This window comes from Sphingomonas spermidinifaciens, assembly GCF_002351485.1.
GTDB classification, from domain to species: domain Bacteria; phylum Pseudomonadota; class Alphaproteobacteria; order Sphingomonadales; family Sphingomonadaceae; genus Sphingomonas; species Sphingomonas spermidinifaciens.
In genome coordinates this window covers 1,122,065-1,136,188 of sequence record NZ_NWMW01000001.1, presented here as the reverse complement: position 1 = coordinate 1,136,188, position 14,124 = coordinate 1,122,065, and the positions used below count along the sequence as shown (strand labels likewise).

General features: G+C 66.1%; 18 protein-coding genes and 1 tRNA gene. 16 read left to right on the top strand and 3 right to left on the bottom strand.

What is annotated here, in order from left to right:
* Nucleotide 1: 1 nt before the first annotated feature.
* The 10 genes from COC42_RS05360 (at nucleotide 2) to COC42_RS05315 (ending at nucleotide 6,130) form a co-directional block, all read left to right on the top strand.
* Nucleotides 2-685 carry a ZIP family metal transporter gene (locus COC42_RS05360; protein WP_096342177.1) on the top strand — a complete coding sequence of 228 codons (684 nt, stop codon included), beginning with the start codon at nucleotides 2-4 and terminating at the stop codon, nucleotides 683-685.
* Nucleotides 682-1,116: a CopM family metallochaperone gene (copM, locus tag COC42_RS05355; protein ID WP_245843865.1), complete on the top strand. Its 435-nt coding sequence runs from the start codon at nucleotides 682-684 to the stop codon at nucleotides 1,114-1,116. Before COC42_RS05360 ends, copM begins: the two co-directional genes overlap by 4 nt.
* Entirely contained in the window at nucleotides 1,117-2,034 is a 918-nt protein-coding gene (locus tag COC42_RS05350) for a cation diffusion facilitator family transporter (protein WP_096342176.1), read from the top strand.
* A gap of 33 nt (nucleotides 2,035-2,067) precedes the next feature.
* The gene (locus tag COC42_RS05345; RefSeq protein WP_096342175.1) at nucleotides 2,068-2,418 is read left to right on the top strand and encodes a DUF3147 family protein; all 351 of its coding nucleotides are present in this window, start codon (nucleotides 2,068-2,070) and stop codon (nucleotides 2,416-2,418) included.
* 80 nt (nucleotides 2,419-2,498) lie between these two features.
* Nucleotides 2,499-2,831, top strand: a complete 333-nt coding sequence (locus tag COC42_RS05340; RefSeq protein WP_096342174.1) for an ArsR/SmtB family transcription factor — start codon at nucleotides 2,499-2,501, stop codon at nucleotides 2,829-2,831.
* Nucleotides 2,832-2,842: 11 nt separating this feature from the next.
* Nucleotides 2,843-3,271, top strand: a complete 429-nt coding sequence (gene arsC, locus COC42_RS05335) for an arsenate reductase (glutaredoxin) (protein WP_096342173.1) — start codon at nucleotides 2,843-2,845, stop codon at nucleotides 3,269-3,271.
* Entirely contained in the window at nucleotides 3,271-4,557 is a 1,287-nt protein-coding gene (locus COC42_RS05330) for an arsenic transporter (RefSeq protein WP_096342172.1), read from the top strand. Before arsC ends, COC42_RS05330 begins: the two co-directional genes overlap by 1 nt.
* On the top strand, nucleotides 4,554-4,877 hold the full coding sequence (locus COC42_RS05325; RefSeq protein ID WP_096342171.1) for a YnfA family protein: 324 nt from the start codon (nucleotides 4,554-4,556) through the stop codon (nucleotides 4,875-4,877). The genes COC42_RS05330 and COC42_RS05325 overlap by 4 nt, the downstream gene beginning before the upstream one ends.
* Nucleotides 4,878-4,896: 19 nt before the next feature.
* Nucleotides 4,897-5,643, top strand: a complete 747-nt coding sequence (arsH, locus tag COC42_RS05320) for an arsenical resistance protein ArsH (protein WP_096342170.1) — start codon at nucleotides 4,897-4,899, stop codon at nucleotides 5,641-5,643.
* 181 nt (nucleotides 5,644-5,824) lie between these two features.
* Nucleotides 5,825-6,130: a hypothetical protein gene (locus tag COC42_RS05315; RefSeq protein ID WP_096343112.1), complete on the top strand. Its 306-nt coding sequence runs from the start codon at nucleotides 5,825-5,827 to the stop codon at nucleotides 6,128-6,130.
* A 511-nt stretch (nucleotides 6,131-6,641) separates the two neighbouring features.
* On the opposite strand, the gene COC42_RS05310 is transcribed toward COC42_RS05315, so the two are convergent.
* Complete coding sequence (locus COC42_RS05310) at nucleotides 6,642-6,959, bottom strand: hypothetical protein (RefSeq protein ID WP_096342169.1); 318 nt, start codon at nucleotides 6,957-6,959, stop codon at nucleotides 6,642-6,644.
* A 447-nt stretch (nucleotides 6,960-7,406) separates the two neighbouring features.
* Here COC42_RS05310 and COC42_RS17600 point away from each other — a divergent pair.
* Nucleotides 7,407-7,469 (top strand) — tRNA-OTHER (locus COC42_RS17600).
* Between the two features lie 51 nt (nucleotides 7,470-7,520).
* Here the strand turns inward: COC42_RS17600 and COC42_RS05305 are convergent.
* Nucleotides 7,521-8,198 carry a spermidine synthase gene (locus COC42_RS05305; RefSeq protein ID WP_096342168.1) on the bottom strand — a complete coding sequence of 226 codons (678 nt, stop codon included), beginning with the start codon at nucleotides 8,196-8,198 and terminating at the stop codon, nucleotides 7,521-7,523.
* 102 nt (nucleotides 8,199-8,300) lie between these two features.
* Nucleotides 8,301-9,188 carry a LysR family transcriptional regulator gene (locus tag COC42_RS05300; RefSeq protein WP_096342167.1) on the bottom strand — a complete coding sequence of 296 codons (888 nt, stop codon included), beginning with the start codon at nucleotides 9,186-9,188 and terminating at the stop codon, nucleotides 8,301-8,303.
* An 81-nt stretch (nucleotides 9,189-9,269) separates the two neighbouring features.
* Between COC42_RS05300 and COC42_RS05295 the strand changes: the two genes are divergently transcribed.
* The 5 genes from COC42_RS05295 to COC42_RS05270 all read left to right on the top strand — a co-directional run bounded on the left by COC42_RS05295 (nucleotide 9,270) and on the right by COC42_RS05270 (nucleotide 14,028).
* Nucleotides 9,270-10,769, top strand: a complete 1,500-nt coding sequence (locus tag COC42_RS05295) for a CoA-acylating methylmalonate-semialdehyde dehydrogenase (protein WP_096342166.1) — start codon at nucleotides 9,270-9,272, stop codon at nucleotides 10,767-10,769.
* Nucleotides 10,770-10,947: 178 nt separating this feature from the next.
* The gene (locus COC42_RS05285; RefSeq protein WP_245843864.1) at nucleotides 10,948-11,967 is read left to right on the top strand and encodes a polysaccharide deacetylase family protein; all 1,020 of its coding nucleotides are present in this window, start codon (nucleotides 10,948-10,950) and stop codon (nucleotides 11,965-11,967) included.
* Entirely contained in the window at nucleotides 11,964-12,452 is a 489-nt protein-coding gene (locus COC42_RS05280) for a hypothetical protein (RefSeq protein ID WP_096342163.1), read from the top strand. The genes COC42_RS05285 and COC42_RS05280 overlap by 4 nt, the downstream gene beginning before the upstream one ends.
* On the top strand, nucleotides 12,449-12,883 hold the full coding sequence (locus COC42_RS05275) for a hypothetical protein (RefSeq protein ID WP_141395784.1): 435 nt from the start codon (nucleotides 12,449-12,451) through the stop codon (nucleotides 12,881-12,883). Before COC42_RS05280 ends, COC42_RS05275 begins: the two co-directional genes overlap by 4 nt.
* Nucleotides 12,880-14,028 (top strand): acyl-CoA dehydrogenase family protein, encoded by a 1,149-nt coding sequence (locus COC42_RS05270; protein WP_096342161.1) that lies wholly within the window; start codon nucleotides 12,880-12,882, stop codon nucleotides 14,026-14,028. The genes COC42_RS05275 and COC42_RS05270 overlap by 4 nt, the downstream gene beginning before the upstream one ends.
* Nucleotides 14,029-14,124: the final 96 nt, after the last annotated feature.

Genomic DNA, 14,124 nt, shown 5'->3' with positions numbered 1-14,124 from the left:
GATGGCGGCACTCAAGTTTTCCTTGATTCCGATGCTTGCGATCGTGATCGGCGCGCTCATCGCCGGGTGGCGCACACCCGGCGAGAAGCTGGTGGCGGCCATGCAGCACCTCGCAGCCGGCGTGGTTTTCGCCGCGGCTGCCACTGAGATCCTGCCGCTAGTCATGCACGGCGGATCGCCAACGGCGACGCTTATCGGCGGAGCGATCGGCGTCGCAGTCATGCTCGGCCTGAAGGCAGCGGAAGGCCGGTTCGAAGGCCCTGTCGCGCTGCTCGCCGCGATCGGGCTCGATCTTGCCATTGACGGTCTGGTTCTGGGTCTGGCCTTCATCGCCGGCGAGAAGGCGGGCACGTTGCTGGCGGTCGCGCTGACGCTCGAAGTGCTGTTCCTGGCCCTGACGCTCACCAACGATCTGACGAGCCGGTATCGCAAGATGAAGGCGATCGGCCTGACCTGCGCGCTGGCGCTGCTGGTGCCGATCGGCGCGCTCGTCGCGCAGCCCGTGGCGCTGCTGTCGCCGGTATGGATCACGGGATTCCTGAGTTTCGGCCTGATGGCGCTGCTCTACCTCGTTACCGAGGAGTTGCTGGTCGAGGCGCACGAAAAACCGGACTCACCGCTCATCAGCGCAATGTTCTTCGTCGGCTTTCTCGCACTGCTGCTGATCGAGGAGATCGGGATGTGACCGGCCTGACCGTGAGCGGCGTCGATGTGCTCCGCGATCCATCCCGTGAAGAGAAGAAAATGTCGATCACCACGGCGCGATGGGGCGTTCTGGCCGCTGTGATTGCCCTGTCTGGGTGTTCCGGCGGCAAGCCGGCGGGTCAGTTCGCATCGAACGAGTCCGGTGCGACTGATGCCATCCACGGATCGAACGCGCACGGCACGGCTGCCATGGCGATGCCGTCGACCGGCGATCCTGATACCGACTTCCTTCGGGGCATGATCCCGCACCATGAAGGTGCGGTCGATATGGCGCGCGCCGAGCTTGCCAACGGCACCGATCCGAAGATGCGTGCGATGGCGGAGGAGGTGATCCGGACCCAACAGGCCGAGATCGTGAAGATGAAAACCTGGCTCGCCGAACGGCAAGCCGCGAAGAAGGGTACGCGATAAATGGCGCACGATCACGGCGAAGCCGGGCACAGCCACGACCATACCGCCGGCGCCAACGCCAGGATGCTTAAATGGGCGTTGGCCCTGACAGCGACCTATCTCGTGGCGGAGGTGGTCGGCGCCTTCGTGTTCAACAGCTTGGCGCTCTTGTCCGATGCCGCTCATATGATGACCGATGTCGCCGGCCTCGTCATTGCGCTGATGGCGATCCACCTCGGCAGGAAGGCGGCCGACGACAAGCGGACGTTCGGCTACAAGCGGCTCGAAATCCTCGCCGCTACCTTCAATGCCGTGCTGCTGTTCGTCGTCGCCATGTATATCCTATACGAGGCGATCCAGCGCTTTCGCGAGCCGCAGTCGATTCAATCGACCGGCATGTTGATCGTCGCGGTCATCGGCCTCGTCGTGAATTTCGCATCGATGCGTTTGCTGACCGCCGGCAAGGACGAAAGCTTCAACGTCAAAGGCGCCTATCTGGAAGTATGGGCCGACATGATCGGTTCGGTCGGCGTCATCCTTGGTGCGCTCGCGATCCGGTTCACGGGCTGGACCTGGGTCGATCCGGTCATCGCCGTCGGCATCGGCCTGTGGGTGCTGCCGCGCACCTGGGTTCTGCTCAAGGGAACGATCAACGTGCTGCTCGAAGGTGTCCCCGGCGGGTTAAAGCTGCCGGAGATCCGTTCAACGATCGCCGCCATTCCGGGCGTCGCCGGCGTTCATGACCTCCACGTCTGGTCGATGGCTTCGGACGAGATCAATTGCACCGCCCATGTGACGCTCGGCGAGGGCGTCGATCCCGATAGCGTCAGGGTCGCCGTGACGAAGACGCTCGGTGAAAGATTCGGGATCGAACATTCGACGATCCAGACCGAGGCGCCATCGCAAGCCTGTGAGGATGACCAGCACCTTCACCGCTAAGGCGTCCTGACGATCGGAGTTCACAACCAGGCTATGCTCTATGTCGTCATCAAAGCACTGATCTCCGGCGCAATCATCGCGGCAGTCTCGGAGATCGCCAAGCGGAGTCCCGGCATCGGCGCAATGGTCGCGTCGTTACCGCTCGTGTCGGTGTCGGGAATGATATGGCTGTGGCGTGATACCCAAGATCGGGCGTTGATGGCGTCTCACGCTGGGGCGACCTTCTGGTTCGTGCTGCCATCGTTGCCGATGTTCCTGCTGATCCCCGCGTTGCTCGGGCGCAACGTACCATTCTGGCTGGCGCTAGGCTCGGGGTGCCTTCTCACCATTCTGCTCTATCTTGGCTTGATATGGGTCGGTCCGCGCCTTGGCCTGCGATTATAGGCAATCGGTGCCGTCTCCTGCTTTGTGGATTGAATACCGCGCACAGTAGATTGTGTTAATATATCCGCTATGCTGGATATATGGAAAACGACTCAGCTATTGCCGCGCTGGGCGCCCTTGCACAGGGCACCCGCCTCGACGTCTTCCGGTTGCTGGTGCGGCACGAACCGGATGGCTTGGCCGCGGGCGATATCGCCCGTCAGCTCGACGTGCCGCAAAACACTATGTCGGCGCATCTCGGCATCCTCGCGCGCGCCGGTCTGGTCCACTCCGAACGGCATAGCCGCTCGATCATCTACCGTGCTGATCTGGATGGGCTGCGCGCTCTGACGCTGTTCCTCGTCAAGGATTGCTGCGCCGGCAATGCGGCGCTGTGCGCGCCACTCGTCGCCGAACTCACCCCCTGCTACTGAAAGGACGTCCCGTGGCCGTCGATATCGTCATCTACCACAATCCCGAGTGCGGCACGTCGCGCAACACGCTGGCGATGATCCGCAATGCCGGCATCGAGCCGCATGTGGTCGAATATCTGAAAGCCCCGCCCGCCCGCGCGTTGCTGGTCGACCTGATCGACCGCGCCGGCATGACGCCGCGCGAGCTGCTGCGCGAGAAGGGGACGCCCTATGCCGAACTCGGCTTGGGCGATACGTCGCTGACCGACGACGCGCTGGTGGACGCGATGATGGCGCATCCGATCCTTATCAACCGGCCGCTGGTCGTGTCGCCGCTCGGCGTGAAGCTGTGCCGACCATCCGAAGCCGTCCTCGACCTGCTACCGAGCGAGCAGCTCGGCGCGTTCGCCAAGGAAGACGGCGAACAGGTGGTCGATGCCTCGGGCCAGCGCCTCGCCTGATGCTCCTTGCCGTCCTGATCTTCGTCGCCACGATCGCGCTCGTCATCTGGCAACCCAAGGGACTCGGGATCGGGTGGAGCGCGATGGGCGGGGCCGTCGTGGCGCTGCTCGCGGGGGTGGTCACGCTGTCCGACGTGCCGGTGGTATGGGGCATCGTCTGGAACGCGACCGCCGCGTTCGTCGCGATAATCGTCATCAGCCTGCTGCTCGATGAAGCCGGATTCTTCGAATGGGCGGCGCTCCACGTCGCCCGCTGGGGCAGGGGGCACGGTCGCCGGCTGTTCGCCCTGATCGTGCTGCTCGGCGCAGGCGTGTCCGCGCTGTTTGCCAACGACGGCGCGGCGTTGATCCTGACGCCGATCGTCATCGCCATGCTGCGGGCGCTCGGCTTCAAGGACAAGGCGACGCTGGCGTTCGTCATGGCGGCGGGGTTCATCGCCGACACCGCCAGCCTGCCGCTGGTCGTCTCGAACCTCGTCAACATTGTGTCGGCCGATTTCTTCAAGATCGGGTTCGGCGAACACGCGGCCGTGATGGTGCCGGTCGATCTGGTGTCGATTGCCGCCACGCTAGGCGCGCTGTTGCTGTTCTTCCGGCGCGACATACCGGCGGACTATGACGTGGGGGCACTGCGCGCGCCGCGTGACGCGATCCGCGATGCCGCGACGTTCCGTGCGGGCTGGATCGTTCTTGCACTGCTGCTCGCCGGCTTCTTCCTGCTCGAACCGCTCGGCGTGCCGGTCAGCGCCGTGGCCGCGGCCGGCGCGATCATGTTGCTGGTGATCGCGGGGCGGGGCCATGTGATCCCAACGGCCAAGGTGCTGCGCGGCGCGCCCTGGCAGGTCGTGATCTTCTCGCTCGGCATGTACCTGGTCGTCTACGGCCTGCGGAACGCCGGCCTGACCGACCATCTGGCAGCGCTGCTCGATCGCACGGCGCAAGGCGGCGTATGGGGCGCCGCGCTGGGTACGGGTATGATTGCGGCAGTCCTGTCGTCGGTGATGAACAACATGCCCACCGTGCTGGTGGGCGCGCTGTCGATTGATGCCACCCACGCCACGGGCGCGATCAGGGAAGCGATGATCTACGCCAACGTGATCGGCTGCGATCTCGGTCCCAAGCTGACGCCGATCGGATCGCTCGCGACGCTGCTCTGGCTCCACGTCCTCGGGCAGAAGGGCGTGCGGATCGGATGGGGCTATTACTTCCGGGTGGGCGTCACGCTCACCGTGCCGGTCCTGCTCATCACGCTCGCGGCGCTGGCATTGAGGATCACGATCGGATGACGGCGCTGATCTACATTGGCGCGGCGCTCGCGGAGATCGCCGGATGCTTCGCCTTCTGGGCGTGGCTTCGCATGGGAAAGTCGCCGGTGTGGCTGGCACCCGGTATCGCCTCGCTGATCCTGTTCGCATGGCTGCTGACCCGCGTGGACAGTGAAGCCGCAGGCCGGGCATATGCCGCCTATGGCGGCATTTACATCTGCGCCTCGCTGCTCTGGCTATGGGGCGTCGAGGGCGTCCGGCCCCATCGCTGGGACGTAGGCGGTGCAGCCCTGTGCCTTGTCGGAACCTGCGTCATCCTGCTCGGCTCACGCGGAGCATGACGATACTGAAAGCCTCTTGATGCCGCTCCGCACGCTTGCCGATCCCGATACCCTGCCGGCGCTCGATCCTGCCTATGCCATCCAGCGGCCGGCGCTGGGGCTTGGCCCGCTCGATCCCGCACCGCGTATCCTCCTGCTCTATGGTTCGCTGCGCGAACGGTCCTTCTCCCGGCTGTGCGTCGAGGAAGCGGCGCGCCTGCTCCGGTTCTTCGGCTGCGAGACACGCATCTTCGATCCGTCGACCCTGCCGCTGCCCGACCAACATGCCGGCGATGACCATCCGGCCGTCCACGAGCTGCGCGAGCTGTCTTTATGGTCGGAGGGTCAGGTGTGGTGCAGCCCGGAACGCCACGGTCAGATCACCGGCATCATGAAGTTGCAGATCGACCATTTGCCGCTGTCGATGGGCGGGATGCGCCCGACGCAGTGGCGAACGCTCGCGGTCATGCAGGTGTCGGCCGGATCGCAGTCGTTCAACAGCGTCAACACGCTGCGAGTGCTGGGCCGCTGGATGCGGATGGTGACGATCCCGAACCAGTCGAGCGTCGCCAAGGCGTTCAACGAGTTCGATGATGGCGGACGGATGAAGCCGTCGAGCTACTATGACCGTATCGTGGACGTGATGGAGGAGCTGGTGCGGTTCACGGTACTGCTGCGCCCGCACGCTGCCCAGCTCGTCGACCGCTATTCCGAACGCAAGGAATCCGGCGTGCCGATCGATCCGATGATCGATCTATCAAGCCTCGCGACGGCCCCACAGAGTTAGCATCCAGGCGCGGGGAGGCTGCAGTGCACATAAGCAGATAGGGTCAGCTCCCGATGCCGAGAGCCTTTCGGGCAGTTCGTCGCTATCGTCGGCGATTCGGAGGCCGGCCCTAACCGTAACACGCCAAAGGCGTTATGTTTGAAGGGACAATCTAACTCAGCTGCGTGGGCAGGATATGACGATGACCGATAGGATCATTCAGCCCGGCGCTACGAAGGTGAAAACCAGTAAAACGCGGTTCGGCAGCGTAACGGTGAGAGCGCCTGCGCCTTCCGAAGCGTTAGTCCAGCACAGTGTAAACGCCAGCACCCAAGCGCTCGAGCGAGTGACAGAACGATTGGCGAAGGCCGGCGTCCGGCTTTCAGTGAAGAAGAACGTGCCGCTCTATTGGCTCGAGAGCGACAATCCCGATGTGATGATCCGCAAGCTGAACGGAAAAGTTGAGCGGGGTAGCTTCGTTGACGGTGTGTTCAAGGCGATCGGCTGATTTCGGCGGTAGGGGCCGCCAGGTCGCAAGACCCACGAACAGCACTACGAAGGCCGCCCCTTGATGCCAAAGGCAACAGCGGAGACGACCATGTTGCACGCAACCTACTGCATCTGAAGGAACAGGCTGGTCAGGAAAACCGAGGGCCGCCTTGTAGGGCGGCCCCGGTGCTAGTTCCCTACGCGGGAAACGGACAATCCAGTGGATGCCGCATGTCCTGACCTGATAGGGGCTGTCTCCTCTTCGGACAAGACTCCTCGAAAGATGGATGTGCCACGTGGCACACCAATGGTCGTCGAAAGCACGAAGATTGGGGATTTCTAGGCTGAGCTGCTGGCCATCGGTAGGGTCGACCTGCCGATCTTCGTGCTTTCGACGACCATTCCAGCTCCGGTTATGTCGCAGACAGGATCAGGCCGGTGAGCAGGAACCGCACGTCGATTACGACCTTGCCGACGCCGAAGATCTCCCCTGAACCAGCTACCGCTCGCCATCAGGACTATCCCCCCGATCAGCATCCTAAACCGGCCCGATTCGTGTCGGCGCAGCTGGTCGCGTCGGTGGGCGTGATGGCCAGCGCTGAATCGGCATCGGGATGGCCGAACAGCCTGAGGAGAATTTGCGAACAGAGGGCAGGGGGCACACGTTCGTCGCGCATCAGGTCGAATAGCGCCTCATCCCCAGGCGTCAGCGCCATGCCCTCGATCGCGAGATTAGCGCGGGCATCCTTGTCGTCCTCGCGCCACATCGCATCCTCGGCGAGACTGCCTCGCACAAAGTCGAGCGCGCGGATTTCACGCCGCAGTGTGTCAAGATCGATCATCGTCATGTGTCCCGCTCTTCCGCGTCGAAGGTCCTCTTGCCACGCCGCTCCACCGGCCAATCATGTTGCCGGCAGTATCGTCCGGTGCCCGTCCCCTCATTTCGAAATCACATCCTAAATGGCCGCGCAATCCCGGCGGCCTGATTAGCTCTCTGCGGCGAGTCTCGCGGTCGAACCGTAGTGGCTTTCGCGGTTCTCGAGTTCATCGCACGGCCTCGAGCGCTCGAGCCAATCGCGTCGAGTACGCAGCTTGCTGCGGTCTGGCGGACCCCAGTTACGAAGAAACAGCCTCGCGATTTTACGTAATCAATGCTATCGCATTTCGCTGATAGAGGCGAGCTAGGGCGTGCTCCGCAACGGAAAAGCTGGTATCGCAGCGGTATCGCAGGATGGCGATGTTCTTGTCACGTTCTGGGTGGTATCGCTTAAGAAAAGCGTGGAAAAACAATGGTTGGAGCAGCTTTTCAGGCAATGGCATTGCGAAGGTCAGGGGTTCGATCCCCCTCGGCTCCACCATCTTCCTCTCATCGCTGATCCCCGACGTTCCCGGCCGCTGACCTCAGCCGGTCAGCCATTCGGCGATCGTGCCAGCCAGATGAGGTGCGTCGCGCCTTTGCCGTTCTCGCGCGCCCGCACGCGCACTTCCTCGACCTCGAAGCCGGTCTTGATGAGGCGGCGGGTGAACGACGGATCGGGCGCGGCGGACCAGACCGCCAGCGTGCCGCCCGGCCGGAGCGCGCGCTTTGCGTCGGCCAGGCCGCTCGGCACGTAGAGATCGCCGTTCGCCTCTCGCGTCAGGCCATCGGGGCCGTTATCGACGTCGAGCAGGATCGCGTCGAACCCCTGACGCGGCTCCCGCATGACCGCGCCCACATCGCCCATCACCAGCGTGACGCGCGGGTCGTCAAGGCAGCCGGCGGTCAGTGCCGCCATCGGCCCGCGCGCCCATTCGACGATGCCGGGGACGAGTTCGGCGACCACCACCTCGGCATCGGCCCCGACGCGGGCAAGCACCGCCCGCAGCGTAAATCCCATGCCATAGCCGCCGATCAGCAGCCGGGGCGCGGGGCGGCTGGCAATCCGGTCGCACGCGAGCGTGCCGAGCGCGACCTCCGACCCGCTCATGCGCGTGCTCATCAGCTCGTTGCGGTCGAGCACGATCATGAAGTCGCCGCCCCGCCGGAACAGGCGGAGCGGCGGGCCGCCGGGCACCTCTGCCACGCCGACAAGCTCACGCGGCGTCATCGGCGTTCCTCCGGCCGGCGTTCAGGGTTCGAGGCACGTATCGTCATGGGCGGGCGGTTAGCAGAAGGCTGGCGCTGACGCACCCGCTGCGGTCGATCGCCGTCAGCCGGCGAACAGTGCGGCGTCCGCCACGACCCGCTCGCCGATCCAGCGCTTGAACGCCTCGATCCGGGCAAGGCGCTGGTTGTCGCGGTGGGTGACGAGCCAGAAGGTGCGGCGGATCGCGACCTCGTCGACGATCCGGCGGAGCGTGGGGTCGGCATCGCCGATGAAGCGCGGCAGGATGCCCAGCCCCGCGCCCGCGCGGATCGCCTGCGCCTGGGCATTGATGCTGGTGCTGCGAATGCGGGGAACGAGGCCGTCGCCAAGCCCCTTCAGATAGCGCAGCTCGGGCGCGTAGAGAAGGTCGGGGACATAGCCGACCAGCGTGCGGCTACGGACGGCGCCGAGGCCGCGCGGCTCGCCCGTCGCCGCAAGATAATTGGCCGCGGCATAGAAGCCGAGCGCATAGTCGGTAAGGCGCGACGCCACCACCTGTCCGGCGCGGGGGCGGGCGAGGAGGATGGCGATGTCGGTCTCACGCTTCGACGGGCTGAGGAAGCCGCTATTGGCGGCGAGGTCGAGCGTCAGGCCCGGATGCTGCGCCGCGAAGTCGGCGATGCGGGGCGACAGGTACCAGGTGCCGAACCCCTCCGACACGCTGATGCGGAGCGTGCCGGACAGGCCGCTCGCGCCGCCCGGCTCGCCGATCGCGTCGGCGGCGGCCTGCATCGCCTCGACCTGCGCGAGGAGGCGCTCGCCGGCTTGAGTGAGCGCCTGGCCGTCGCGGGTCTGCTCGAACAGCCGCTGGCCGAGGTCGCGCTCGAGCTTGCGCAGCCGTCGACCGATCGTCGTCGCGTCGACCCCGAGCGCCCGCGCCGCCCGCGCGATCTGGCCGCCGCGAGCGATGGCGAGGAAGATGCGGAGGTCGTTCCAGTCCGGTGGCTGCATGATTGCAGGCGACACAAGCAAAGTCGCGCGTTGCCTGCAATGGCGTCAGGTGCGATTGGAGTGGCCACAGGAGAGAATGTCATGCGGATCATCGACCATTTCATCGCCGGTGCCGCCGGATCCGGCGGCGCAGGCCGGACCGGCGAGGTGTTCGATCCCAACAGCGGCCAGGTGCAGGCGCAGGTGAAGCTGGGCAGCGCCGCAGAGCTGGAAGCCGCCATCGCCGCCGCCCGCGCCGCGCAGCCGGCCTGGGCCGCCACCAACCCGCAGCGCCGCGCCCGCGTCATGTTCCGCTTCAAGGAACTGGTCGAGGCGAACATGGACGCCCTCGCTCACATGCTCTCGTCCGAGCATGGCAAGGTGATCGCCGACGCCAAGGGCGATATCCAGCGCGGCCTCGAGGTCGTGGAATTCGCCTGCGGCATCCCGCACGCTTTGAAGGGCGAGTATACGCAAGGCGCGGGGCCGGGCATCGACGTCTATTCGATGCGCACGCCGCTCGGGATCGGTGCGGGCATCACGCCGTTCAACTTCCCTGCGATGATCCCGATGTGGATGTTCGGCGTCGCCATCGCCTGTGGCAACGCCTTCATCCTGAAGCCGAGCGAGCGCGACCCCTCGGTCCCCGTCCGTCTCGCCGAGTTGATGCGCGAGGCTGGCGCGCCGGAGGGCATCCTGCAGGTCGTACATGGCGACAAGGAGATGGTCGACGCGATCCTCGACCACCCGGCGATCGCGGCGGTCAGCTTCGTCGGCTCGTCGGACATCGCGCACTATGTCTATCGCCGCGGCGTTGAGGCGGGGAAGCGCGTGCAGGCAATGGGCGGCGCCAAGAACCACGGCATCGTCATGCCCGACGCCGACCTCGACCAGGTCGTCAACGACCTGTCGGGCGCCGCCTTCGGTTCGGCCGGCGAGCGGTGCATGGCGCTGCCCGTCGTCGTGCCGGTCGGCGACCAGACCGCCGACCGCCTGCGCGAAAAGCTGATCCCCGCGATCGAGGCGCTGCGCGTGGGCGTGTCGACCGATGCCGATGCGCATTACGGGCCGGTGGTGAACGCCGCGCACAAGGCGCGCGTCGAAAACTGGATCCAGACCGGCGTGGACGAGGGGGCGGAACTCGTCGTCGATGGCCGTGGGTTCAAGCTGCAAGGGCATGAAGACGGATTCTTCATCGGGCCGTCGCTATTCGACCGCGTGACGCCCCAGATGCAGTCGTACAAGGAGGAGATTTTCGGCCCTGTTCTCCAGATCGTCCGCGCGCCCGATTTCGAGATGGCGCTGCGTCTGCCCAGCGAGCACCAGTACGGCAACGGCGTTGCGATCTTCACCCGCAACGGCCATGCCGCGCGCGAGTTCGCGGCAAGAGTCGAGGTCGGGATGGTCGGCATCAACGTGCCAATCCCGGTGCCGGTCGCCTATCACAGCTTCGGCGGGTGGAAGCGCTCGGCGTTCGGCGACGTCAACCAGCACGGGATGGAGGGCGTGCGGTTCTGGACGAAGGTGAAGACAGTGACGCAGCGCTGGCCCGACGGCGCGCCCGACGGCAGCAACGCGTTCGTCATTCCGACGATGGGATGAGGGCGCTCAGTCGCCTCGAACGACCGGACCGGGTCGCAGGACGCGCTCGACCTCACGCTGGTGCTCCGGCCCGGCGGTTGGTTCGTCGCGACTCGTCGTGCAGCCGGGCGTCCGATCGCAAAGCGAGAACGCGACCCGATTGCGGTCGGTCGTGGTGCATCCACCAAGCGCCAAGATCATGAACACCATGGCAACTCGCATTCGACTCTCCCCGGCGGGCATGTGCCGCGCCGAGCGGCATGACGTGCGAGGTTGGTCAGCGCAAGCTCTTGTCTGGGCGCTGATGTTCACGCTCGCGCTGCTGGTCGCGGCGCCCGTGCAGGCGCAGAAGCGGATCGCGCTCACGTTCGACGACGTGCCGCGATCGCCCGGCGCGTGGTACTCGCCCGACGAGCGGACGCGGCGGATCATCGCGGCGCTGAGGGAAGGCGGCGTGCGCGGTGCGGCGTTCTTCGTCAATCCGGGCTCGCTGGCGAAGCCCGAGGGGGCGGGCGGCGAGCGGCGGATCGCCGACTATGTCCGCGCCGGCCATGTCATCGCCAATCACGGCTTTTCGCACCTCGCGCTTACAGCGGTGCCGGCCAATGCCTATGTCGCCGATATCGACCGCGCCGATGTCTGGCTGCGCGGCCGCGCGGGCTTTCGGCCGTGGTTCCGCTTCCCCTATCTGAACGAGGGTCGCGACGACAAGGTGAAGCGCGACGCCGTCCGCGCGGCGCTGGCCGAGCGGCGGCTCGCCAACGGCTATGTCACCGCCGATGGATCGGACTGGTATCTCGAGCAGCGCACGATCGAGGCGGTGAAGGCGGGCAAGCCGATCGACATGGCGGCGCTGCGCGCGCTCTATGTCGAGACGCAGGCCGATGCCGCCGACTTCTACGACGCGCTGGCGGTGAAGGCGACAGGTCGCTCGCCGGCGCACGTCATGCTGATGCACGAAACCGACCTCGCCGCGCGCTTCCTCCCCGACCTGATCGCCGAGCTGAAGCGGCGGGGCTGGCGCTTCGTGTCCGCCGACGCTGCCTTCGCCGACCCGATCGCCGCACAGGCGGCAACGATCGATGTGCCGAGCGCGCAGGGAACCCTTGTCGAAGCCGTGGCTTGGGCGAAGGGATTGCCCGCACCGCGCTGGTATGATGGCAAGCAGCTTGGCGGCTGGTACGACGCGCGGGTGCTGAAGGAGACGCCTGCGCCATGAACCGCTTTGTGCTCGCATCGACCCTGCTCCTTGCCGCCTGCGGCAGTGCGGGCGAGGACAGCGAGGCCAATGTGTCGGTCGCGGTCCCCGAGCCATCGCCATCGCCTTCGCCGGAACCCGTTCCGACGCCGGAGGAGACGCCCGAGCCCGAGGCAAGCGCGACCGAGGCGGCGGCAGCCACTGGCCCGACCGACGCGATCCCCGCCGAATGGCGCGGCATCTGGGCCGGGCGCGACGGTTGTGCGCGGTCGGCGACAATGCGCGTCCGCGTCGCCGCCGACCGGCTGGTCTTCTACGAGAGCGAGGGCGTCGCGAGCGAGATCGAGCGCCGCGCTCCGCGCGAGATCGCGTTGAAGCTCGCCATGTCGGGCGAGGGCGAGACGTGGGAGCGCCGCGCGGTGCTGTCGCTGTCGGCCGACGGCGAGCGGCTGACCCGGACCGAGGCGGGGATGGAACCCGTCACCTATACGCGGTGCGCGGTGTGAGCCCGTCGCTGCTGACCCCGCGCGTGCGGCGTGTTGCGATCGTGGCACTCGGCCTGCTCTGGGCGGCGTCGATAGGCGGGACCGCGGCGACGATGAGCAACGGAAAGCCTTTTGCCGGCTTCGCGATCCTGATCCTCGGCTGGACCGAGGTGCCGCTGGGCCAGCCGGCTTGGCTTGCCAATCTCTTCCTGTTGGCCGCATGGCTGCTGATCGCGCGGACGCGGGTGACGAGACCGCGGCTGCTGACCATCCTCGGCATCGCCCTGATGGCTTGTGCGATCGCAGCCTTGTTCTGGCGCACTATTCCCGACACGACGGGGCCGAAGGCGATCGTCACCTACCATGCCGGCTATTATCTTTGGATGGCGGCGGTGATCGGAACGTCGCTTGCCGCCGTCGCCATCGCCTCTACGGAGTCCTCGCGCGAATGACCGACCAGTTCGACCTGACCGACGACCAGCGCGAGATCCAGGAGCTTGCGCGCCGGTTTACCGCTGATCGCATCACGCCGTTCGCGAGCGAGTGGGACGAGACGCACCACTTTCCCCGCGACGTGGTGCAGGCCGCGGCCGAACTGGGCTTCGGCGCGATCTATGTCGGCGAGGAGTCGGGCGGCATCGGCCTCGGCCGGCTCGAGGCGGCGCTGATCATGGAGGCGATGGCTTATGGCTGTCCCTCGACCAGCGCGTTCATCTCGATCCACAACATGGCCGCGTGGATGCTCGACCGGTTCGGGTCGGCGGAGATCAAGGACCGCTATCTCCCCCGCCTGGTCGGCGCCGAATGGCTGGCGAGCTATTGCCTGACCGAACCCTCGTCGGGCTCCGACGCGGCGGCATTGAAGACGCGGGCGGTGCGCGACGGCGATCATTATGTCGTCACCGGCACCAAGCAGTTCATCTCGGGCGGCGGCGAGAACGAGCTCTATCTCGTCATGTGCCGGACGGGCGAGGAGGGGCCGAAGGGCATCTCCTGCCTTGCGATCGAGCGCGACATGCCGGGCGTCAGCTTCGGCGCGAACGAAAAGAAGCTCGGCTGGCACTCGCAGCCGACGCGCGCGGTGATCCTGGAGGAGGTGCGCGTGCCCGTCGCCAATCTCGTCGGCGGCGAGGGCGAGGGGTTCCGCATCGCGATGATGGGGCTCGACGGCGGGCGGCTCAATATCGGGGCGTGCTCGCTGGGCGGCGCGCAGCGCTGCCTCGACGAGGCGATCGCCTATACCAAGGACCGCAAGCAGTTCGGGCAGGCGATCGCAGAGTTCCAGAACACGCAATTCACCCTTGCCGACATGGCGACCGAGTTGGAGGCCGCGCGCGCGCTTCTCTACATGGCCGCCGCCAAGGTGACGGCGAACGCCCCCGACAAGACGCGCTTCGCCGCTATGGCGAAGCGGCTGGCGACCGATACGGGTTCCGCGGTGGTCGACCGGGCGCTGCAGTTGCATGGCGGCTATGGCTATCTGCAGGATTATCCGATCGAGCGCTTCTGGCGCGATCTGCGCGTCCATTCGATCCTGGAGGGCACGAACCAGGTGATGCGGATGATCGTCGGGCGCGATCTGCTGCGGCAGGGGTGATCCATCGATACAGGTCTTTGACTGCGCTCAGCTCCTACTCAGGACGAACGGTGCGGGCTGAGAACAACTCCGTTCGTCCTGAAAAGCCGCTGAGCT